Source organism: Brachybacterium subflavum, assembly GCF_009299795.1.
Lineage (GTDB): Bacteria > Actinomycetota > Actinomycetes > Actinomycetales > Dermabacteraceae > Brachybacterium > Brachybacterium subflavum.
Genome location: NZ_VIGP01000001.1, coordinates 711,884 through 731,552, shown reverse-complemented (window position 1 = coordinate 731,552; position 19,669 = coordinate 711,884). Strand labels below are relative to the sequence as shown.

18 protein-coding genes are annotated in these 19,669 nt (G+C 72.5%); 11 read left to right on the top strand and 7 right to left on the bottom strand.

The features are described from left to right. Positions 1-104: 104 nt before the first annotated feature. Positions 105-764, bottom strand: coding sequence for an NAD(P)-dependent oxidoreductase (locus FHG10_RS03175; RefSeq protein WP_152351851.1), 660 nt, complete (start codon positions 762-764; stop codon positions 105-107). Positions 765-932: 168 nt separating this feature from the next. Between FHG10_RS03175 and FHG10_RS03170 the strand changes: the two genes are divergently transcribed. The 6 genes from FHG10_RS03170 to FHG10_RS03145 all read left to right on the top strand — a co-directional run bounded on the left by FHG10_RS03170 (position 933) and on the right by FHG10_RS03145 (position 8,212). Then, entirely contained in the window at positions 933-1,292 is a 360-nt protein-coding gene (locus FHG10_RS03170; protein WP_152351850.1) for a winged helix-turn-helix transcriptional regulator, read from the top strand. 136 nt (positions 1,293-1,428) lie between these two features. Further along, positions 1,429-2,643 carry a DNA recombination protein RmuC gene (gene rmuC / locus FHG10_RS03165; protein ID WP_152351849.1) on the top strand — a complete coding sequence of 405 codons (1,215 nt, stop codon included), beginning with the start codon at positions 1,429-1,431 and terminating at the stop codon, positions 2,641-2,643. Between the two features lie 75 nt (positions 2,644-2,718). Next, on the top strand, positions 2,719-4,605 hold the full coding sequence (locus FHG10_RS03160; protein WP_152351848.1) for an ATP-binding cassette domain-containing protein: 1,887 nt from the start codon (positions 2,719-2,721) through the stop codon (positions 4,603-4,605). Continuing rightward, complete coding sequence (locus FHG10_RS03155; RefSeq protein ID WP_152351847.1) at positions 4,598-6,379, top strand: ABC transporter ATP-binding protein; 1,782 nt, start codon at positions 4,598-4,600, stop codon at positions 6,377-6,379. The genes FHG10_RS03160 and FHG10_RS03155 overlap by 8 nt, the downstream gene beginning before the upstream one ends. A 163-nt stretch (positions 6,380-6,542) precedes the next feature. Beyond that, complete coding sequence (gene xseA, locus FHG10_RS03150; RefSeq protein WP_152351846.1) at positions 6,543-7,913, top strand: exodeoxyribonuclease VII large subunit; 1,371 nt, start codon at positions 6,543-6,545, stop codon at positions 7,911-7,913. After that, positions 7,910-8,212 (top strand): exodeoxyribonuclease VII small subunit, encoded by a 303-nt coding sequence (locus FHG10_RS03145; protein WP_152351845.1) that lies wholly within the window; start codon positions 7,910-7,912, stop codon positions 8,210-8,212. Before xseA ends, FHG10_RS03145 begins: the two co-directional genes overlap by 4 nt. An 88-nt stretch (positions 8,213-8,300) precedes the next feature. Here FHG10_RS03145 and FHG10_RS03140 read toward each other — a convergent pair whose 3' ends face one another. Beyond that, entirely contained in the window at positions 8,301-8,987 is a 687-nt protein-coding gene (locus FHG10_RS03140; RefSeq protein WP_152351844.1) for a DUF4245 domain-containing protein, read from the bottom strand. A gap of 54 nt (positions 8,988-9,041) precedes the next feature. Between FHG10_RS03140 and FHG10_RS03135 the strand changes: the two genes are divergently transcribed. Together FHG10_RS03135 and FHG10_RS03130 are read left to right on the top strand one after the other, a co-directional pair. Continuing rightward, complete coding sequence (locus tag FHG10_RS03135) at positions 9,042-9,983, top strand: carbohydrate kinase family protein (RefSeq protein ID WP_152351843.1); 942 nt, start codon at positions 9,042-9,044, stop codon at positions 9,981-9,983. A gap of 269 nt (positions 9,984-10,252) precedes the next feature. Further along, positions 10,253-11,650, top strand: a complete 1,398-nt coding sequence (locus tag FHG10_RS03130) for a class II fumarate hydratase (protein ID WP_152351842.1) — start codon at positions 10,253-10,255, stop codon at positions 11,648-11,650. Positions 11,651-11,756: 106 nt separating this feature from the next. On the opposite strand, the gene FHG10_RS03125 is transcribed toward FHG10_RS03130, so the two are convergent. Both FHG10_RS03125 and FHG10_RS03120 read right to left on the bottom strand, forming a co-directional pair. Then, positions 11,757-13,271 carry a PhoH family protein gene (locus FHG10_RS03125; protein WP_227487999.1) on the bottom strand — a complete coding sequence of 505 codons (1,515 nt, stop codon included), beginning with the start codon at positions 13,269-13,271 and terminating at the stop codon, positions 11,757-11,759. A gap of 254 nt (positions 13,272-13,525) precedes the next feature. Then, complete coding sequence (locus FHG10_RS03120; protein ID WP_227487998.1) at positions 13,526-14,284, bottom strand: isoprenyl transferase; 759 nt, start codon at positions 14,282-14,284, stop codon at positions 13,526-13,528. Positions 14,285-14,464: 180 nt separating this feature from the next. On the opposite strand from FHG10_RS03120, the gene trhA reads away from it, so the two are divergent. Continuing rightward, positions 14,465-15,292 (top strand): PAQR family membrane homeostasis protein TrhA, encoded by an 828-nt coding sequence (gene trhA / locus FHG10_RS03115; protein WP_152351840.1) that lies wholly within the window; start codon positions 14,465-14,467, stop codon positions 15,290-15,292. 73 nt (positions 15,293-15,365) lie between these two features. On the opposite strand, the gene FHG10_RS03110 is transcribed toward trhA, so the two are convergent. Then, complete coding sequence (locus FHG10_RS03110) at positions 15,366-15,806, bottom strand: hypothetical protein (RefSeq protein ID WP_152351839.1); 441 nt, start codon at positions 15,804-15,806, stop codon at positions 15,366-15,368. Between the two features lie 11 nt (positions 15,807-15,817). After that, on the bottom strand, positions 15,818-16,666 hold the full coding sequence (gene mca / locus FHG10_RS03105) for a mycothiol conjugate amidase Mca (RefSeq protein WP_152352021.1): 849 nt from the start codon (positions 16,664-16,666) through the stop codon (positions 15,818-15,820). 266 nt (positions 16,667-16,932) lie between these two features. Between mca and FHG10_RS03100 the strand changes: the two genes are divergently transcribed. Both FHG10_RS03100 and greA read left to right on the top strand, forming a co-directional pair. Next, complete coding sequence (locus tag FHG10_RS03100; protein ID WP_152351838.1) at positions 16,933-17,349, top strand: DUF4307 domain-containing protein; 417 nt, start codon at positions 16,933-16,935, stop codon at positions 17,347-17,349. A 235-nt stretch (positions 17,350-17,584) separates the two neighbouring features. Next, positions 17,585-18,076 carry a transcription elongation factor GreA gene (greA, locus tag FHG10_RS03095; protein ID WP_152351837.1) on the top strand — a complete coding sequence of 164 codons (492 nt, stop codon included), beginning with the start codon at positions 17,585-17,587 and terminating at the stop codon, positions 18,074-18,076. A 128-nt stretch (positions 18,077-18,204) separates the two neighbouring features. On the opposite strand, the gene FHG10_RS03090 is transcribed toward greA, so the two are convergent. Continuing rightward, the gene (locus tag FHG10_RS03090) at positions 18,205-19,527 is read right to left on the bottom strand and encodes an AI-2E family transporter (protein WP_152351836.1); all 1,323 of its coding nucleotides are present in this window, start codon (positions 19,525-19,527) and stop codon (positions 18,205-18,207) included. Positions 19,528-19,669 lie beyond the last annotated feature (142 nt).

Sequence of the window (19,669 nt, the reverse complement as noted above, 5' to 3'; positions counted from 1 at the left end):
CCCTTCGTGCTCCGCGAAACGCAGGATATGAGCGTGGCGAGCCGAGATCGACGGATCTCGGCTCGCCACGCTCATATCTTCTGCGGGGCCGACAGCCGGACGGGTCAGTAGGCGACGGTGAAGCGCGCCCGACGGTGAGCGGGCTGCTCGATCTCGTCGGCGACGGCGATCGCGAGGTCCGCACCGGAGATGAAGGACTCGCCCTTCTCGTCGGAGACGAGGACGTCGTCGCCCACACGGTAGGAGCCGGTGCGCTCGCCGGGCGCGTAGCCGCCGAAGCCAGCGGCGGGGCTCAGGAAGAACCAGTCGAGCCCGCCGGTCTCGGCGCGCAGGTCCTCGAGCACGGCGCCCAGCTCGCGGGCCTCGGTCTGGAACTCGGCCGGGAACTCGGGGGTGTCCACGAGCAGCGGGCCTCCCTCGCTCACGTGCAGGGAGCCGGCGCCGCCGATCACGCCCAGGCGCACGCCCTTGTCCTCCGCGAGGCGCGCGAGCTGATCGTAGGCGGCGCGCAGCACGCCGGGCTCGGCGAGCCCGCCGCGCGGGGAGCTCGTGGCGACGACCGCGTCGGCCCCGTCCAGGACGTCGGCGAGGAATGCCGCGTCGCGCAGGTCGCCCGGGCGGTGCGAGGCGCCCGCCGGCAGGGACGCGGGGGCGGTGCGGCTCACCGCGACGACGTCGTGGCCGCGGCGCGCGGCCTCCTCGACGATGAGCGAGCCGGCGTAGCCGGTGCCGCCGAGGACGACGATGCGGGAGGTGCTGGTCATGGTGTCTCCTTCGGGGCGTCGAGCGCCCTGATCGATCTCATGCCCGGCGGATCCGCCGGGCGGTGCGACGTGTGCCGCACCCACGACGCTCACTGTAGGTAACCGAGTACCCTTGGGGAAGTAGGCACCTTGCAGTAACCTTCTGCCGCGCCCCGGGAGGAACCCACCATGTCCGCCCCCGCCCTCTACGACCCCTACCGCGTCTGCCCGTCCCGCCAGCTGCTGGACCGCATCGGCGACCGCTGGACCGTGCTGATCATCGGCACGCTCGAGGACGGCCCCCTGCGGTTCTCGCAGATCTCGCGGCGCATCGACGGCATCAGCCAGAAGATGCTCACCCAGACTCTCCGCTCCCTGGAGGCCGACGGCCTGGTCACCCGCACCGTGTACCCCGAGATCCCGCCTCACGTGGAGTACGAGCTCTCGGATCTGGGCCGCACCCTGCTCGAACCGCTCGAGATCCTCCGCACCTGGGCCGTCGACCACATGGACGAGGTCGCCGCGCATCGGAGCGCCGCCGGCCTCTGAGGTCGCCGCCAGCCACCCGCTGCGCCACCGACTTCCGAGGTCACCACCGCCCGGAGCACCGCCGGCCTCCGAGATCCCGCCGGACCGCGCAGCCCGCCTCCGCTCGGATGTCGGTGCCCTGTGGTGTGCTGAATCCATGGACACCCTCACCGTGATCCTCGTCCTCCTGGTCGGCGTCGCCCTCGGCGGGCTGGGCACCTATCTCGTCATGCGCGATCCGCACGCGCGGTCCTCGTCGCGCACGGATGCCGCACGGCGCGACCAGAGCACCCCGGTGATCGATCCGGTCCAGCTGCAGCTCGAGCGCGAGGCGGAGCGCCGCGAGGCCCAGGCCGCCCAGCGCGACGCCGAGCTGCGCAGCACCCTCGCCCCCATCTCCCACGCGCTCACGCAGCTCGAGCAGCATGTCGAGCGCAGCGAGAGCGCCCGCGCCCGGTCCGACGGCGCGCTGCGCGCCCACCTCGAGGAGCTCGGCGAGCGCACCCGCGACCTGGATCGGGGCACCCACGCTCTCACCGCCGCCCTGCGCGCTCCCACCTCCCGCGGGCGCTGGGGCGAGGTGCAGCTGCGGCGCATCGTCGAGGCCGCCGGCATGCTCGAGCACGTCGACTTCAGCGAGCAGCACGCGGGCCGCGGGGCAGCGGGCGAGGCCGGTCAGCGGCCGGACATGGTGGTGCGCCTGAGCGGCGGGCGCAGCGTGGTGGTGGACGCGAAGGCGCCGATGGACGCCTACCTCGACGCGGTCGAGGAGCCCGACGCCGACCGCTCGCGCACCCGCCGCGCAGCACATGCGAAGGCCATGCGCGGGCACGCGGACCGCCTGGGCACGAAGTCCTACTGGGCCGCGCTCGGCGACACCCCCGAGTTCACGGTGATGTTCGTGCCCAGCGACGGCGTGCTCGCCGCGGCGCTCGAGTCCGATCCGGAGCTGCTCGAGCACGCGTTCTCGCGGGACGTCGTGATCGCCTCCCCAGCGACCCTCGTCGCCCTGCTGCGCACGGTGGCGCACACCTGGCGCACCGACTCGCTGAACCGCGACGCCCGCCAGGTGCTCGACGCGGGCCGCGAGCTGCACCACCGGCTGGGCACCCTCGCCGGGCATCTGGGGAAAGTGGGCCGGTCGCTGGACTCCTCCGTCGCCGCGTACAACGACGCCGTCGGCTCCCTGCAGTCGCGCGTGCTGGTGACCGCGCGGCGCTTCGAGGAGATGGAGCTGACCTCCAAGAAGGTCGAGGACGTCGAGCAGCTCACCCGCCGCGCCCGCAGCCTCGACGAGGAGCAGATCGCCGACCTCGCGCGCGGCGACGCGATCGAGCGCTCCCCGGGCACCGACTCCCGCGCGGCCGGCTGAACCCCGGGTGATCGCGGCGGGCTGGCCTCGGATATTCCTCTCCGCCCGCACGCCGCTCCATGCCAGAGTGGCCCCATGTCCCCGAGCACCGAGCGCACCGGCGCGCCCACGCTGCGCGGGGACATCGCGGCGCGGCTGGGCCTGCTGCGCTTCATCGCCTCCGCCTCCCCCGCCCGAGCCGTCGGCCTCGTGCTGCTGGCACTGGCCTCGATGGCGGCGAGCGGCGGGACCATCCTCGGACTGGGCGGCGTGGTCGGCGGCCTCGCCGACGCGATCGGTCGCCACGCCGCCGATCCGCGCCTCGTGCGCGGTGTCATCGTCCTCGGCGCGAGCCTCCTCGCCACTCCCCTGATCGGGGCGCTGTCGGAGGTGCTCACCGAGAGCCTGGATGCCCGGGTCCGTGAGCAGCGCAGCCTGCACCTGGCCGGAGTGCTCCTGCGCCCCGACGGCGTCGCGCACCTCGACGGCTCGTCCGTCTCCGCCAGCGCCGTCTCGCTGCTCGAGCAGATCCGCGACTGGCGCATGCTGACCTCCACCCAGAATGCCCAGGCCGTCGTCACCGCCCGCCTCACGGGGCTCGCGCCGCTCGCGATCCTCGCGAGCTGGAATCCGCTGGTCGCGCTCGTGCTGCTCGTGGTCGCGCGGCTGGTCTCGCGCGTGTGGGTGCAGTACCTCGCGAGCCTGCTGGACACGATCTCCGGCAGTGCGCTCTCGACCGCGCAACGACGCACGCGCTACGCCTTCCGGGTCGCCTCCGGCGAGCGCACCGCACGCGAGGTGCGCCTCTTCGGCCTCCTGCCGTGGCTGCGTCCGCAGCTGGCCGGCCACGAGCGCGGCGACGCCCTCTTCACGGCCGACGTGCCGCGGACGCGCGCCGCCGATGCGGTCGCGCTGTTCTCGGCGCTCGTCCTCGTCGCCGTCTCCCTGCTGCTGGTCCACGACGCCCTGGCCGGGACCATCGACGTGGGACGCCTGGCCGCCGTCCTCGCCGCGGCCGCCGGCGTGCTCGACGGCTTCGGCCCGATCGGCGATCCCCAGACCCACTTCCTGCAGGCCGGGCACACCCACCGCGAGATCACGGACCTGGAGCGGGACCTCGCGGCCGACGAGCGTCGGGCGAACCCGCAACCGGTCCCCACCGCCCCTTCCACTCCTCGCACCGCAGGCATCACGCTGCGCGACGTGTCCTTCCACTACCCCCAGAATGAGCACCCGGTCCTCGCGCATCTCGACCTCGAGATCCCCGCCGGCCAGACCCTCGGCATCGTGGGTGCGAACGGTGCCGGGAAGTCCACGCTCATGTCGCTGATCGCCGGCCTCGAGCGCCCCACCGCGGGGAGCGTCGACGTCGGAGGGGTCCCCGCAGCGCCGGCGGACGAGCACCGACCCCGCGTCTCCGTGATCCTGCAGGACTTCACGCGCTTCCCCCTCAGCGCCGCCGACAACGTGACGCTGGGGCGCCCCGCCGACGCCGCCCGCATCGCCGACCTCGTCGAGCGAGCCGGCGGCGCCGCGATCCTCGAGCGCCTCGACCGCGAGAACGCCGGACTGGAGACGCCGCTGGCCCCAGGGCTCTCCGGCGGGACCGACCTCTCGGGCGGCCAGTGGCAGCGACTCGCCCTCGCCCGCGCGCTCGGCGCCGTCGAGGACGGCGCCCAGGCCCTGATCCTGGACGAGCCGACGTCGGCCCTCGACGTCCGCGCCGAGGCGGCCCTCTTCGAGGACCTCATGGAGCTCGGCCGCGGCGTCACCACGCTGCTGGTCTCCCACCGCCTCTCCTCCGTGCGCCGCGCAGACCGGATCGTCGTGCTCGAGGGCGGACGCATCGTCGAGGACGGCCCGCACGAGGAGCTCATGGACCGCGGCGGACGCTACGCGGAGATGTTCACGCTGCAGGCACGCCGCTTCGCCCGCGCCGGAGGCGGCGGCGCCTCTCCGTTCGAGGGGGCCGAGGATGCGTGAGTCGATCCGGCCGATCCTCTTCGTGCTGCGCGAGAGCTGGAGGACCTCGCCGCGCGCCTGCGTCTTCGCCTTCCTCGAGACCCTCGCGAAGCTGCTGACGGGCATCACGCCGCTGCTGTACGGGATCATCATCGCGGCCGTCGTCGCGGCGGACTCCCGCACCGCCCTGCTCGCGGGCGCCGCCGCGGCCGCCGTGATCGGCACGAACTCGCTGCTGTCGATCTGGGGCACCCGCTACCGCGTGGGCCTGCTGCAGGCCATGGCCGACCGCTTCGAGGCCCGCACCGCCCAGCACCTGGCGACGCTGACCACCCTCTCCCACCTCGAGGACCCCGAGACGCTGGACACCGTCCAGGCCCTGCGCGACCACGGCGGCGCCGTCGGCGTGGGCTACAACTCGCTGATGAACGCCCTGCGCTCGTTCCTCGCCCCGGCCACGGCGCTGATCGTCGCGATCGGGGCGGACTGGCGCCTCGCCCTCGTCGCCCTCGCCGGGATCCCGCAGATCCTCATCACCACCCCCACCACCCGCATCCGCAAGCTCGCCGAGGAGGAGAGCGCCGAGCCCAGCCGGCGCCTCGGCGCGCTCATGGATCTCACCGCCCAGAGGGCGGGCGCGAGCGAGATCCGCACCTTCGGAGCCCGCGGCTTCCTGCTGCGCCGCATCGGCGCCGCGGCCCGCGACTGGACCCGCCCCGAGCTCGCCGCCACCCGGCGCACTTCGCTGCTCATGCTGCTCGCCTCGCTCGCCTTCTACGTGCCCGCGATCGCCGTGATCGCGTGGATGGCCCACGACGCGCTCGCCGGCACGGTCGCGATCGCCGCGATGACGATCGCCGTGATGAGCTTGGAGAACCTGCAGAACGCGGCGCGCTCGATCAGCATGGGCATCACGACCCTCCAGAACAGCCTGCGCACCGTGAGCCGCTACCTGTGGCTCGCCGACCGCGTCGAGGAGGACGCGCGCGCCCATCCCGGCACCGCGACTCCGCCCGCGCGCCTGACGGAGGGGATCCGCCTGCGCGGCGTCACCTTCACCCGACCCGGCGGCAGCGCGCCCGTGATCGAGGACATCGACCTCGATCTGCCGGCCGGATTCACCGTCGCCCTGGTCGGGGAGAACGGCGCGGGCAAGTCCACGCTCGTCGACCTTCTGCTGGGCCTGCACGACCTCGATACCGGAACGATCGAGGTCGACGGCACACCGCTGCCCCGCCTCGACCCCGTCGCCTGGCGCGAGCGCTGCGCTGGCGCCTTCCAGGACCACGCGCGCCTGGAGTACACGGCGCTCGCCACGGTGGGCGTGGGCGATCTGCCGCGGGCCGAGGATCCCGCAGAGGTCCGGCGCGCGATCGCCGATGCCTCGGCCGACGACATCATGGGAGCCCTCCCCCGGGGCCTCGACACACCGCTCGGCACCAGCTGGGAGGGAGGGCACGGGCTCTCCGGCGGACAGTGGCAGCGCCTCGCGATCGCGCGCGGCATGATGCGGACTGCGCCGCTGCTGCGCGTCCTGGACGAGCCGACGAGCGCCCTGGACCCCGCGACCGAGGACGCCCTGTTCACCGGCTATGCCGAGGCGGCGGGGCGCACCGGGACGACCGGCGGGGTGACGCTGCTGGTCACCCACCGCTTCTCGACCGTCGCCGCGGCCGATCTGGTGGTCGTCCTCGACCACGGCCGCGTGCTCGAACAGGGCACGCACGCGCAGCTCATGTCGCGAGGCGGCCGCTACCGCGAGCTGTACGACGTGCAGGCGCGCGGGTACAGGTGATCGGGCCCAGACCTCACTGGGATGTCTGCCATCGCCCTCCGCGCCGCCGAGCCGTCGATCGTGTGCTCTCGCCCGGCGCGATGGTGCCTCCACAGCACGGTCCCGTCCACAGCGGGCTCTCCGCACGTCGTCGGACGTCCGCCTCTCGTGCCAGAGTGGACCCATGACCGAGACCCCGCCCCATCGGCCTCTCGCGCCGACGGCCGCCGAGACCACGCCGGAGAACCCGTGGCCTCTGCGCCAGCTCTCGGTGAAGGTCGGCGAATACGTCGCACGGATGTCCCCGATCTGGGTCGAGGGGCAGATGGTGCAGCTGAACCGCCGCCCGGGCAGCGGCCTGGCGTTCATGACGCTGCGCGACGCCGAGGTGGACATGTCCTTCTCGGTGCCGATCCGCGAGCACGTGCTGCGGGCGATGACGGTCGAGCTCGTGCCGGGGGCGCGCGTGGTCGTGCACGCGAAGCCCTCGTTCTGGAACAAGCGCGGGAGCCTCCAGCTCGAGGCGAGCGAGATCCGGCCCGTCGGCCTCGGCGAGCTCCTCGCGCAGCTCGAGCAGCTCAAGCGAGCCCTCGCCTCCGAGGGCCTGTTCGAGGACTCCCGCAAGCAGCAGCTCCCGTTCCTCCCGCGCACGATCGGCCTCATCTGCGGGCGCGAGTCCGCGGCGGAGAAGGACGTCGTGGTCAACGCCCGCCGTCGCTGGCCCGCGGTCGACTTCGCGATCCGCGAGGTCGCGGTGCAGGGGCAGAAGGCGGTGCGCGAGGTCTCCGCCGCGCTCACCGAGCTCGACGCTCTCGAGGACGTCGACGTCATCATCATCTCGCGCGGCGGCGGCTCCCTCGAGGACCTGCTCCCCTTCAGCGACGAGAAGCTGGTGCGCCTGGTCGCGGGCGCCCGCACACCGATCGTCTCCGCGATCGGCCACGAGGTCGACACCCCTCTCGTGGACCTCGCGGCCGATGTGCGCGCGTCGACCCCCACGGACGCCGCCAAGCGCGTGGTGCCGGACATCCAGGCCGAGCTCGAGCAGCTCGACCTGGGCCGCTCGCGCCTGCGCTCGGCGGTGCGCACGCGCCTGGAGCGCGAGCAGGCGAACCTCGACGCCTTCCGGTCGCGACCCGTGCTCGAGAACCCGGCGAGCATCCTCACCGCCCCCGCGGAGGAGATCCGCTCGCGCATCGCGCTCGCCCGCACGCTCGTCGGCTCCCGCCTGGACCGGGCGCGCGACGAGACCGCCCACCTGGGCCGCCAGGTCCGCGCGCTCAGCCCGCTGGCGACCCTCGAGCGCGGCTACGCCGTGGTGCAGACGCCCGACGGCACGATCGTGCGCGCACCCGAGTCCGCTCCCGTCGACGCCGCACTCTCCGTGCGCGTGGCGGGCGGTCGCTTCGGCGCCCTGCGCACCGAGCACGATCCCTACACCCCGCCCGACATGGACACGATCGACGGCGCCGGATCCGGCTCACCCGCACTGGGCCCGGCCGACGACCGCACCGATCCCACCGACCAGCCCGATGCCCCGGAGGAGAACCGATGAGCACCACGCCCGAGGACCCCGCGACGGACGATCCTGCGGAGGAGAGCCCCGTGCCTGCTCCCGCCGACGACGAAGCATCCGACTCCGCGCCGGATCTGCCCGAGGACGTCGCCGCCCTCAGCTACGAGGCAGCCCGCGACCAGCTCGTCGAGGTGGTGCGCCGCCTGGAGTCCGGGCAGGGAGGGCTCGAGGAGTCGATCGCCCTGTGGGAGCGCGGCGAGATGCTCGCGCGCCGCTGCCAGCAGTGGCTCGACGGAGCGCGTCAGAAGCTCGACGAGGCGGTCCAGGCCCGACGCTGAGAGCCCATCGCTCCTGCGCTGAGCACTCAGGACAGCTCCGGCGCCGAGGGCCGGGCGGACCGCGCCGTCGACATCGCCGACCCGGGGCTCAGGACCCCGTGGTGCCGCCGTCCTCGATGCTGCGCACGGTCGCCTGCGCCGCGGTCTCGAGGTCGCCGTCATCGGCCGTGCCGTGCACGACGACGGCCCAGCCATCGCCCTGGCACGTGATGCCGTGCTCGTCGTCCTCGCCGCTCACCGTCTGGCAGTCCGCGCCCTCGATCGTGACGTCCCCGGTCGCGTCGGCACCGGGCAGCTGCGAGGAGAGCTCCGCCGCGGACATCTCCTCGCTCTCCACGATGGTGACCAGCGTGTTCGAGGGCGAGGTGAAGCGCAGCTCCCACGTCGGCCGATCACCCGCCGTGTAGTCCGCGGCGCGCGGGGTCCAGCTGCTGCCGAGCGCGGGCTGCGCCACAGGGAACGGCGCCTGCTCCTGGGCGCGCTGCGCGCTCGCGCCGACGTCCAGGCGGGACGTCTCGGGGATCTCACGGTCCACGCTGCGCCCCACGCCGAAGAAGATCACGCCGACCACGGCCACGCAGCCGAGCGTGAGGCCGAGAGCCCAGGCGATGTTGCGCATCGATGCGTCGCCCTTGCTCATCGAGTACGGCGAGCGCTTGCGCGGCGCAGGGGCCGGCGCGGGCGAGGGAACGGCGCCGTCCCTCTCAGCGCTCTCGGGCGCGGGCTCGGGCCTGCGCTCGGACGCCTCGGCGCTCGGATCCTTCGGTGTCGGCATGCACGCATTGTCGCGCGTTCGCCCCGTGCCGCGAAAAATGCCAAGATCTATGCCGTGAAGGCCACTTTTCTCACCGTCGGAGAATCGCTCACGGACATCGTCCTGCGCCCGGGAGAGCCGCCCGCCGAGTACCCGGGCGGGTCGCCCATGAACGTCGCGGTCGCACTGGGCCGGCTCGGGCACGTCTCGCACCTGCTCACCCGCATCGGCGACGACGCCCGCGGGCGGGAGATCCGCGAGCACGTCGAGTCCTCGCGGGTGGTGCTCACCGCGGGCAGCATCGACGATCGTCCCACCTCGACCGCCCAGGCGCGGGTCGGGACCGACGGCGCGGCCCAGTACACCTTCGACCTGGTCTGGGATCCCGATCCCTCTGGCCTCCCCTCCGACCGCGACGCCGTCCACACCTCATCGATCGCCGCGGTGCTCGCCCCGGGCAGCAGCGTGGTCGCGGACGTCCTCGAGGCGTACCGGGACTCCGCGACGCTCAGCTACGACCCGAACATCCGCCCCGACCTCATGGGCGATCCCGCGACCGTGCGTCCGCAGGTCGAGGCGCTCATCGGCCGCTGCGACATCGTGAAGTCGAGCGACGAGGACATCGCCTGGCTCTATCGCACCGACGACGTCGAGGACGTCGCCGCCTCCTGGCGCGAGCTCGGCCCCAGCGTCGTCGCGATGACCCGCGGCGGGGACGGGGCGGTCGGCTTCGGGCCCGACGGCCGGATCCCGGTGGATCCCGTGCGCGTGGACGTCGCCGACACCGTGGGCGCGGGCGACACCTACTCCGCAGGCATCCTCGACGCCCTGGCCTCGCGCGACCTGCTGGGCGCCCGTCGGCGCGAGGCCCTCGCCACGGCAGATACCGCAGTGCTGCAGGACGTCCTCGCGCACGCCGCCGCCCTGGCCGCCGTCACCGTCTCCCGGCCCGGCGCCAACCCGCCCTGGGCCGACGAGCTCGAGGACCGACCCGACGGCAGTCCCCTGCCCCGCTGACCGCGCACCGCCGGTCGCCGGTCGCCGGACGCCGGACGCCGGACGCACCCATCGCGCTGCACCCGCCGCTAGCACTGCACCCACCGATCGCGCCCCGTCCGCCGATCGCGCCCCGTCCGCCGATCGCAACGGTCCCACTGATCACCGCGTCACCCGAAGACCCCATCAGACACCCCGCCGTCACCTCGGTCCGATACCGTCCGGGGGTCACCATCCATCACCCCGCGGGGCACGGCCCTCGCAGCACCGACGAACGAAGGAGTTCCTCCATGACCCAGCCCGAGTACCGCATCGAGCACGACACCATGGGCGAGGTGCGAGTCCCGGTCGACGCCCTGTACGGCGCCCAGACGCAGCGCGCTGTCGAGAACTTCCCGATCTCCGGCCAGGGCCTCGAGCCCGCGCACATCCACGCGCTCGCCCAGGTGAAGAAGGCCGCGGCCCGCGCGAACGAGGATCTCGGCGTGCTCGACGCCGCGATCGCCGACGCGATCATCGCCGCGGCCGACGAGGTCATCGCGGGCTCCCACGACGACCAGTTCCCGATCGACACGTACCAGACGGGCTCGGGCACGAGCTCGAACATGAACATGAACGAGGTGCTCGCGGCGATCGCGTCGACGGCGTCGGGCCAGAAGGTCCACCCCAACGACCACGTCAACGCCTCGCAGTCCTCGAACGACGTCTTCCCGACCTCCGTGCACGTGGCCGTGACCAGCTCGGTCGTGAAGACCCTGCTGCCGGCCCTCGAGCACCTCGCCGCCTCCCTCGAGGCGAAGGCGCAGGAGTGGAAGAGCGTCGTGAAGTCCGGGCGCACCCACCTCATGGATGCGACCCCGGTGACGCTCGGCCAGGAGTTCGGCGGCTACGCGGCCCAGATCCGCTACGGCATCGAGCGCGTCCAGGCGGCCCTCCCCCGCACGGCGGAGGTCCCCCAGGGCGGCACCGCCGTCGGCACCGGCATCAACACCCCCGCCGGCTTCCCGCAGAAGGTCATCGCGAACCTCGCCGAGCAGACCGAGCTGCCGCTGACCGAGGCCCGCGACCACTTCGAGGCGCAGTCCGCGCGCGACGGCCTCGTCGAGATGTCCGGCGCGCTGCGCACCATCGCCGTCTCGCTCACGAAGATCTGCAACGACCTGCGCTGGATGGGCTCGGGCCCGAACACAGGCCTCGGGGAGATCGCGATCCCCGACCTGCAGCCCGGCTCCTCAATCATGCCCGGTAAGGTCAACCCCGTGATCCCGGAGGCGGTCCTGCAGGTGTGCGCGAAGGTCATCGGCAACGACGCGTCCGTCGCCTGGGGCGGCGCGCAGGGCTCCTTCGAGCTGAACGTGCAGATCCCCCTGATGGGCACGAGCCTTCTCGAGTCGATCCGCCTGCTCGCGAACGCCTCGACGGTGCTCGCCGACAAGACGGTCGACGGACTCACCGCGAACGAGGAGAAGGCCCGCTTCTACGCGGAGGCCTCCCCCTCGATCGTCACCCCGCTGAACAAGCTGATCGGCTACGAGAGCGCGGCGAAGATCGCCAAGCACGCCGTGAAGGAGCAGGTCTCGGTGCGCGAGGCCACGATCGCCCTCGGCTTCGTCGAGCGCGGCGAGCTCACCGAGCAGCAGCTCGACGACGCCCTCGACGTGCTCTCCATGACGTCCCCGAAGGTCTGAGCGGCGCCGAGCCCCCGAAGCAGACCGCGGGCCCGCACTCCCCTCGGAGTGCGGGCCCGCCTCTGCGCCGCGGTCACCGGGTCGTCCCGGCGACCGCGGCCCGTCCTCACATCACCGGCGCATCCAGCACATGCGTGACGAGCTCGGCGACCTTCGAGCGCTCGGAGCGCTGCAGGGTCATGTGGGCGAAGAGCTCGCTGCCCTTGAGGGCCTCGACCACGCTCGCGATGCCGTCGTAGCGGCCCACGCGCAGGTTGTCGCGCTGGGCGACGTCGTGGGTGAGGACCACGCGGGACTTCTGCCCGATGCGCGAGAGCATGGTCAGCAGCACGTTGCGCTCCATGGACTGGGCCTCGTCGACGATCACGAAGGCGTCGTGCAGGGAGCGGCCGCGGATGTGGGTCAGCGGGAGCACCTCGAGCATGCCGCGGCTGAGCACCTCGTCGATCACGTTCTGGCTGACCATCGAGCCCAGGGTGTCGAAGACGGCCTCGCCCCAGGGCCCCATCTTCTCGCCCTGGTCGCCGGGCAGGAAGCCGAGCTCCTGGCCGCCCACCGCGTAGAGCGGGCGGAACACCATGATCTTGCGCTGCGTGCGCTTCTCCAGGACCGCCTCGAGGCCGGCGCACAGGGCGAGCGCGCTCTTGCCGGTGCCGGCACGACCGCCCAGGGAGACGATGCCGATGGACTCGTCCAGCAGCAGGTCGATCGCGATGCGCTGCTCGGCGCTGCGACCGTGGACGCCGAAGACGCCCTGGTCGCCGGGGACGAGCCGCACGCTGCCCTCGCGGGTGATGCGTCCGAGGGCGCTTCCGCGGGCACTGGTCATGGTGACGCCGGTGTGGACCGGACGATGGGAGACCTCGGGGATCTCCACGTCGCTGCCGTCGTAGAGCGCGGTCATCTCCTCCTCGCCGACGCTCGCGGTGACCATGCCGGTGTATCCGCGGTCGCGGGCGAGCTCGGCGCGGTACTCCTCGGCGTGGATGCCGCAGGCCGACGCCTTGATGCGCATCGGCAGGTCCTTGGAGACGAGCACGACGCTCCTGCCCTCGAGCTGCAGGTTCTTGGCGACGGCGAGGATGCGGGTGTCGTTGTCGCCGAGGCGGAAGCCGTCGGGCAGGGAGCGGTCCGAGGAGTGGTTGAGCTCGACGTGCACGTGGCCGCCGTCCTCGCCGATCGGCAGCGGGACGGAGAGGTTGCCGTGGCGGTCGCGCAGGTCGTCGAGGATCCGCAGGGACTGCCGGGCGAAGAAGCCGAGGTCGGGATGGTGGCGCTTGGACTCGAGCTCCGTGATGACGACGATGGGCAGGACGATGTCGTGCTCGGCGAAGCGGACCAGCGCCTGCGGGTCCGAGAGCAGCACCGAGGTGTCCAGCACGTAGGTGAGGGTGCCGACCTCGAGGTCGGGCAGCGCCTCCTGGGCGCCCCCGGGCTCGAGCGACCGCACCACGGCCACCGGATGACCGCCGTCCGCCTCCGTCCCGAACCCGTCCTGCGCGGCATCCCGGGAGGCCTCCCGCACGGTGTCGATCGTGGTCCGGTCCTGCTCGGCGAGGTCGAGCTCCCTCGGATCCTGCGCCGTCGTGTCGTGGGGAGCGGTCGTGGTGGTGTCGGTCATCGGGAGCCTCCGTCCGTGATCAGCCCCGTGCGGTCTGCCGCATCCCCTCGGAGGGGGAAGACTGGGGGTGCGGCCCGATCGGAGCGCTTGCCGCGAACCTACTCCGCGTGAGCTGCGACACGCGGCACGACGCGCCCGGCGGCGTGTGCGCCGCCGGAGCATTCACGAGGCCGTCATCGTCCGTTCGCCGACGGGCCGGGCCGACGGGGAGTGTCCGTCCGCCGACGGGCCCGCCCGACGGCGCGGCGCCCGCCTCACGCGCCGAAGCGGCGCTCGCGCTGGCAGTAGTCGCGCAGCGCGCGCAGCAGGTCCACGCGCCGGAAGCCCGGCCAGTTGGTCTCGCAGAACCAGAACTCCGAGTGGGCGGACTGCCACATGAGGAACCCGGAGAGCCTCTGCTCGCCGGAGGAGCGGATGATGAGGTCCGGGTCGGGCTGGCCGCGTGTGTACAGGTGCTCGCCGATGCCCTCCATGGAGATGGCCTCGGCGATCTCGTCGGGGCTGCGGCCCTCGGCGCCGAGGTCGCGCACGAGCTCGCGGACCGCGTCGACGATCTCCTCGCGGCCGCCGTAGCCGATCGCGACGTTCACGGTGAGGGACTTCGACGGGGTCGAGCGCTCCTGCACGGCCGCGACGCGCTCGCGGGTCGCCTCGGGCAGGGACTCCACGGAGCCGGCCAGACGCACGCAGTATCCGGCTCCGGCGATCGACTCGACGGTCTCGGCGATGATCTCGAACAGCAGCGCGAGCTCGTCGGCCCCGCGACGCAGGTTGTCGGTGGAGAGCATCCACACGGTGACCAGCGGGATCTCGAGCTCCTCGCACCAGGTGAGGAACTCGGTGATCTTCGCGCCGCCCTGGCGATGCCCCTCGGCGGTGGTGATGCCCGAGGCCTTGGCCCAGCGCCGGTTCCCGTCGACGATCACGCCCAGGTGCTGGGGCAGCTCGTAGGCGTCGAGCTCCTTGATCAGCCGCTTCTCGTACACGCGGTAGAGGATCCCGTCATCGTCCACGACCAGCTCCCCCTCTCGCGCGTCCCGATTCGTCTGCCCGCAGTGTCCGCGCCCGCACGGCGACGACGCTCCATTATCGACCATGCGCGACGGTGGTGCGGCAAGGGCGCGGCCGCTCTTCACAGCACCGCCACAGACGATGCACTCCCTGCTTACGGAACCGTAGGTTACGCTCACGGCATGGCCCTGGCACCTCACCGCTCCCCCGACTCCGAGACCGACCGCGACAGCGTCTCGGAGGCCGCTCGGCGGCCGATCACGCCGGCCGAGCCGCCGTCGTCCCTCGAGGACGACCAGATCCCGACCGCGTCGACGCATCCCTTCGCCCCGCGCGAGCTGACCCGGCAGATGGCGCGCCGCGCGAAGGAGCTCGGGATCGCCCTGCCCAAGCCGCGCCTGCGCGGCGTGCTGCACATGCTCGCCCTGCCGGCGGCCCTGATCGCCGGGCTGCTGCTGGTCGCGCTCGGCGACGACCTGCCCACTCGGCTCGCGTGCGCGGTGTTCGTGCTGACCTCGTGCCTGCTGTTCGGCGTGAGCGCGACCTACCACCGCGGGACCTGGCGCGCCGAGCACGCGCTCATGCTGCGGCGCTTCGACCACGCGAACATCTTCCTCATCATCGCGGGGACCTACACGCCGATCGCGGCGTCGATGCTGCAGCCGCGCTCGGCGGTCACCCTGCTGGTGATCTGCTGGGCGGGCGCTCTGGTCGGCGTGGGCTTCCGCATCTTCTGGACGAGCGCCCCGCGCTGGCTCTACGTGCCCGCGTACGTGGCGCTGGGCTGGGTGGCGATCTTCTACATGCCACAGATCATCGCGGGCGGCGGCTGGGCCGTGGCCTGGCTGATCATCGCGGGCGGCCTCGCGTACACGCTCGGCGCGCTCGTCTACGGGCTCAAGCGGCCCGACCCGTCACCGGCGTGGTTCGGCTACCACGAGATCTTCCACGCGTGCACGATCGCAGGGTTCGTCTGCCACTTCGTCGCGGTCGCGATCGCGGTCATCTGATCGCGGGGTCGCCCCGAGCATCGGTGCCGACAGGCCGACGGGCCGACGCGGCGCCGACAGGCCGACGAGGCGCTCAGTCGCGCGGACGACCGCCCTCGTCGTCGGCGGAGGTCCCCTCGCCCGACGACTCGTCCCCGGCCGCCGGCGCCGACTCGTCGACAGGCCCGTCCTCATCGGCCCGCCCCGTCCCGTCGGCGGGCTCTGCCCCGTTCGACGGCTCTGCCCTGTTCGACGGCTCTGCGCCGTTCGACGGCTCGGTCCCGTCGACAGACCCGGCCCCCTCGCCCCGTCCCTCCTGGGCGAGGTGGTCCTCGGCGCGCGAGCGGGCCTGGATGCGGCGCACGCGACGCGTCATGTCGAGGGCGAGCAGCACGATGACGGCGGCCAGCAGGAACATCACGATGAAGGCCGGGAGCCCCGGCGTCACGGTCGTCGCGGTCATGTCCCCGGAGTCCGAGGGCGCGGCGAGCAGCCGTCCGCCCGACGCGGCGAGCCCGATCGTCCCGGCGCTCATCAGCCCGGCGCTCATCGCAGACCCGCGAACAGGTCGGTCTCGGGCAGGGTGACGCCGATGCGCGAGGTGCGCAGCTCGTAGTCGTCGGTCGCCCAGTGCGACTCGCGCAGGACGTCGTTGGGGATGTGGAAGAAGAAGCCCTCGGGATCCACCTGGGTGGCGTGGGCGCGCAGCGCCGCGTCGCGGATGTCGAGCTCGTCGCTGATGTCCACGCGCGTGGTCACCAGGCGGTCGGCGCCGCCGGGGAAGCGCTCGGCCATCTCCTCGAGCTGCTCGTCGGGCGTGCCGCGTCCGCGCAGGAAGTCGGCGATGCCCTGGAAGCGGCGGCGGGAGAAGCCGTTGATGTAGTACATCTTCGCGACCTCCCACGGCTCGCCGAGCTCGGGCGCGTACTCGGGGTCCGCGGCCCGCTCGAAGGCGAGCACGCTGATCCGGTGGCACTGGATGTGGTCGGGGTGCGGGTAGCCGCCGTTCTCGTCGTACGTGGTGAGGACGTGCGGACGCAGCCGGCGGATCGCGGCGACGAGGGGCCGTGCACCCTCCTCGACGCTCACGCGCGCGAAGCATCCCTCGGGCAGCTCGGGCCGGGGATCGCCCTCGGGCAGGCCCGAGTCGACGAAACCGAGCCACTCGTGGTCCACGCCCAGGACCCTCTGCGCGGCGGCCATCTCGGTGCGGCGCACCGCGGGCAGGTCCGCGAGGATTCCCTCGTCGTCGGCGAGCTTGGGGTTGAGGATGTCGCCGCGTTCTCCGCCGGTGCAGGTGATGACGGTGACCTGCGCCCCCTCGCGCACGTACTTCGCCATCGACCCCGCCCCCTTGCTCGACTCGTCGTCGGGGTGGGCATGCACGGCGACCATCCGCAGCCGGTCGTCGCTCTCGGGCTCGAGGTCGGGCACGTTTCCACCTTCACCGGGTCGGGGTCGGACAGGTCTGGTCCCGTCGGTCGGGACGGGTCCGCGGGCGGGGCTCGGGGCCTCGCCGCGGGCGGCGCCGACGACCCGGGATCGGGCGCGTCTGCGCACCAGCCGAGGGTACGCCACCTGCCTGGTCCCGGACTGGGGCGAGGGCCGAGACCCCCGCCACTCGGACGCCGGGTCCAGGCGGGATCTGGGAGGATGGGCGCATGGACGCGCACGCTCCGAGCACCCCCACGGGATCGACCGATCCGCTCGCCTCCCGCTACGGGGGCCCGCTGGTGCCCAGGCGCACCGCGCGCGTGCTGTTCGTGATCGGGGCCGTCGTGTTCCTCGCCGTGCTCGCGTTCGTCGGCTACCGCTTCGCGGACCAGCCCGTGACCGCGAAGGACGTCGGCTACGACCACGTCGACGACGACACGATCTCGCTGACCTTCCAGCTCACCCGCAGCCCCGGAGTCGATGCCACGTGCACGGTGCAGGCGCTGAACGCGGGCCGCGCACAGGTGGGCTTCCGCGAGGTCGAGATCCCCGGGGGCCCCGAGCGGCAGGTCGTGCGCACCGTGGACATCGACACCCAGGGCGAGGCGGTCAGCGCCGAGGTCATCAGCTGCCAGAAGGCCTGATCCTCCGCCTGCCGAGATCTCGGCACCGTGGCCCGCACCAGGGCCCGTATCCCGAGCGCCCGACGCGCCGCACCGTTGGGGGCGCCGGTCGCATCCGTTGTACGATGCTCTGATACCGACAGCGCGTCGGTCTTCATCACCCGCACACGGGGCGCATGCGCAACATGTGCCCCGTGAACTGTGTCGGGCGTCCGCCGAGGGCGGCCGCCCGCGACAAGACATCAGGAGTGTTCGCATGAGCAGCCAGCCCACTGGTTCCTGGCTCACCCAGGACGCCTACGACCGCCTCACCGCGGAGCTCGCCGAGCTCGAGGGGCCCCGTCGCACCGAGATCGCCGAGCGCATCGCCGCGGCTCGCGACGAGGGCGACCTCAAGGAGAACGGCGGCTACCACGCGGCCCGCGAGGAGCAGGGGAAGAACGAGGCTCGCATCGCGGAGCTCACCCACCTGCTGAAGAACGCGGTCGTCGGCGAGACCCCGAAGGACGACGGAGTCGTCGAGCCCGGCATGGTCGTGAAGATCTCGATGGCCGGCAAGGAGCGCACGTTCCTGCTGGGCAACCGCGAGATCGCGGACGACGGCGAGGACCTCGAGGTCTTCTCGACCGAGTCCCCGCTGGGCTCTGCGATCAACGGCACGAAGGTCGGCGAGAGCATCGACTACGAGGCGCCCAACGGCCGCTCGCTGAGGATCGAGATCATCTCCGCGAAGCCCTACCGCGCCTGAGCGTTCCGTCGGGCGCACGTGCGCCGCGACGGTTGACCGGACGACGAAGGCCGGGTCTGCGTGCCGGAACCCATGGTTCCGACGGCAGACCCGGCCTTCTCCGTGCCCGGCGTTCCGTTCCGGCGGCGTCACTCCCCGGCCCGGGGCTCCTCGCCGTCCTTCGGGGCCGCACCGCTCGCGACCTCCTCGGCCGACTCCTCGCGCAGGGCGGCCGCCTGCGCCTTCGAGGTCTCGGCCTTCTCGCGGCGCTTCGCCTCGCGCGGGGACTCCTCGTGCTTCTTGGGGCGGGGCGGAGCGGTGAGCTGCGCGTCGACGGTCTCGTCGAGGCCCAGGTCGGGCGAGGGATCGCGCCCCGTCATGTACAGCAGAGTGGCGTTGACGAACGCGATCACGGGGATCGCGAACAGCGCGCCCGCGATCCCGGCGATCATCGCGCCCGAGGCGACGCCGAGGAACACGGCCAGCGGGTGCAGCTCGACGGCCTTGCCCATGAGGAAGGGCTGGAGGACGTTGCTCTCGATCTGCTGCACGGCGATGACGACCACGAGCATGATGATCGCGAAGACCCAGCCCTTGAGCACCAGCACGATGAGGATCGCGATGGCGCCCGAGAGGATCGCACCGACCAGCGGCACGAACGAGAACAGGAACACGATCAGCCAGATCGGCACGGCGTAGGAGCCCACGCCGAGCGCGATCATGCCGATGCTGATGCCGGTCGCGTCGACGGCGGCGACCATGATCTGCGTGCGCATGTACGCCGACAGCGCCTTCCAGCCGCGGCGGAAGGCCTCATGGGTGGGCACGCGCGCGGCCGGGGGGAGCAGGCCCACCACCCAGCGCCAGATCGTCGAGCCGCCCGAGAGCAGGAAGAAGAGCGTGAACAGGGCGATCACGATGCCCGTGACCACGTTGCCCACGGTCGAGACCGTCGAGAAGGCCCCGCTGATCAGGGAGTCCGTGTTCTCCTGCAGCTTCGCGAGGATCTCGTCGGTCGCCTTGTTGATCATCGAGTCGTCGAGGTTGAACGTCGTGTTCGCCCAGTCGATGAGGGTCTGGACACCGGTGAGGGCCTTGGCGTAGATGTCACCGGCCTGGGCGAACAGCTGGCGGCTGGCGAGGGTGAACATGCCGATCACCACGATGATCAGCGCCACCAGTGCGACGCCGCTCGCGGCCGCCCGTCCCAGGAACGTGTGCCGGGTCAGCAGGCCCACCAGCGGGGAGAGCAGCGAGGCGATGAGGATGGCGATCAGCACCGGGATCACGATGGCCGTGATCTTGAGGATGCCCCAGATGATCAGGGCGGCCGCGGCGGTGATCACGATCAGACGCCACGACCAGGCCCCCAGGCGTCGGATCCCGATCGGGATCTCCGCGACCTCGCGCGGGGTGCTCGGTGATTCGTCGGCGCCCTCGGCGTCCGCGAACCGGCGACGGGGTGTCGTCATGGGAAGGTCCCCTCTCGGATGTCGGCACTCGGCCAGGTTGCACTCTATCTGCTCGCCACCGGCGTCCCTGCTTCGCCGCCGGGCGGTACCCCCGGGAGCCGGGCCTCGACTTAGGTCGGGTCCCCGCACCGCCGACGGACGG

Coding starts and splice junctions, on each gene's coding strand:
- FHG10_RS03175 (WP_152351851.1), bottom strand. CDS start 764: ATGACCAGCACCTCCCGCATCGTCGTCCTCGGCGGCACCGGCTACGCC.
- FHG10_RS03170 (WP_152351850.1), top strand. CDS start 933: ATGTCCGCCCCCGCCCTCTACGACCCCTACCGCGTCTGCCCGTCCCGC.
- rmuC (WP_152351849.1), top strand. CDS start 1,429: ATGGACACCCTCACCGTGATCCTCGTCCTCCTGGTCGGCGTCGCCCTC.
- FHG10_RS03160 (WP_152351848.1), top strand. CDS start 2,719: ATGTCCCCGAGCACCGAGCGCACCGGCGCGCCCACGCTGCGCGGGGAC.
- FHG10_RS03155 (WP_152351847.1), top strand. CDS start 4,598: ATGCGTGAGTCGATCCGGCCGATCCTCTTCGTGCTGCGCGAGAGCTGG.
- xseA (WP_152351846.1), top strand. CDS start 6,543: ATGACCGAGACCCCGCCCCATCGGCCTCTCGCGCCGACGGCCGCCGAG.
- FHG10_RS03145 (WP_152351845.1), top strand. CDS start 7,910: ATGAGCACCACGCCCGAGGACCCCGCGACGGACGATCCTGCGGAGGAG.
- FHG10_RS03140 (WP_152351844.1), bottom strand. CDS start 8,987: ATGCCGACACCGAAGGATCCGAGCGCCGAGGCGTCCGAGCGCAGGCCC.
- FHG10_RS03130 (WP_152351842.1), top strand. CDS start 10,253: ATGACCCAGCCCGAGTACCGCATCGAGCACGACACCATGGGCGAGGTG.
- FHG10_RS03125 (WP_227487999.1), bottom strand. CDS start 13,271: ATGACCGACACCACCACGACCGCTCCCCACGACACGACGGCGCAGGAT.
- trhA (WP_152351840.1), top strand. CDS start 14,465: ATGGCCCTGGCACCTCACCGCTCCCCCGACTCCGAGACCGACCGCGAC.
- FHG10_RS03110 (WP_152351839.1), bottom strand. CDS start 15,806: ATGAGCGCCGGGACGATCGGGCTCGCCGCGTCGGGCGGACGGCTGCTC.
- mca (WP_152352021.1), bottom strand. CDS start 16,666: ATGGTCGCCGTGCATGCCCACCCCGACGACGAGTCGAGCAAGGGGGCG.
- FHG10_RS03100 (WP_152351838.1), top strand. CDS start 16,933: ATGGACGCGCACGCTCCGAGCACCCCCACGGGATCGACCGATCCGCTC.
- greA (WP_152351837.1), top strand. CDS start 17,585: ATGAGCAGCCAGCCCACTGGTTCCTGGCTCACCCAGGACGCCTACGAC.
- FHG10_RS03090 (WP_152351836.1), bottom strand. CDS start 19,527: ATGACGACACCCCGTCGCCGGTTCGCGGACGCCGAGGGCGCCGACGAA.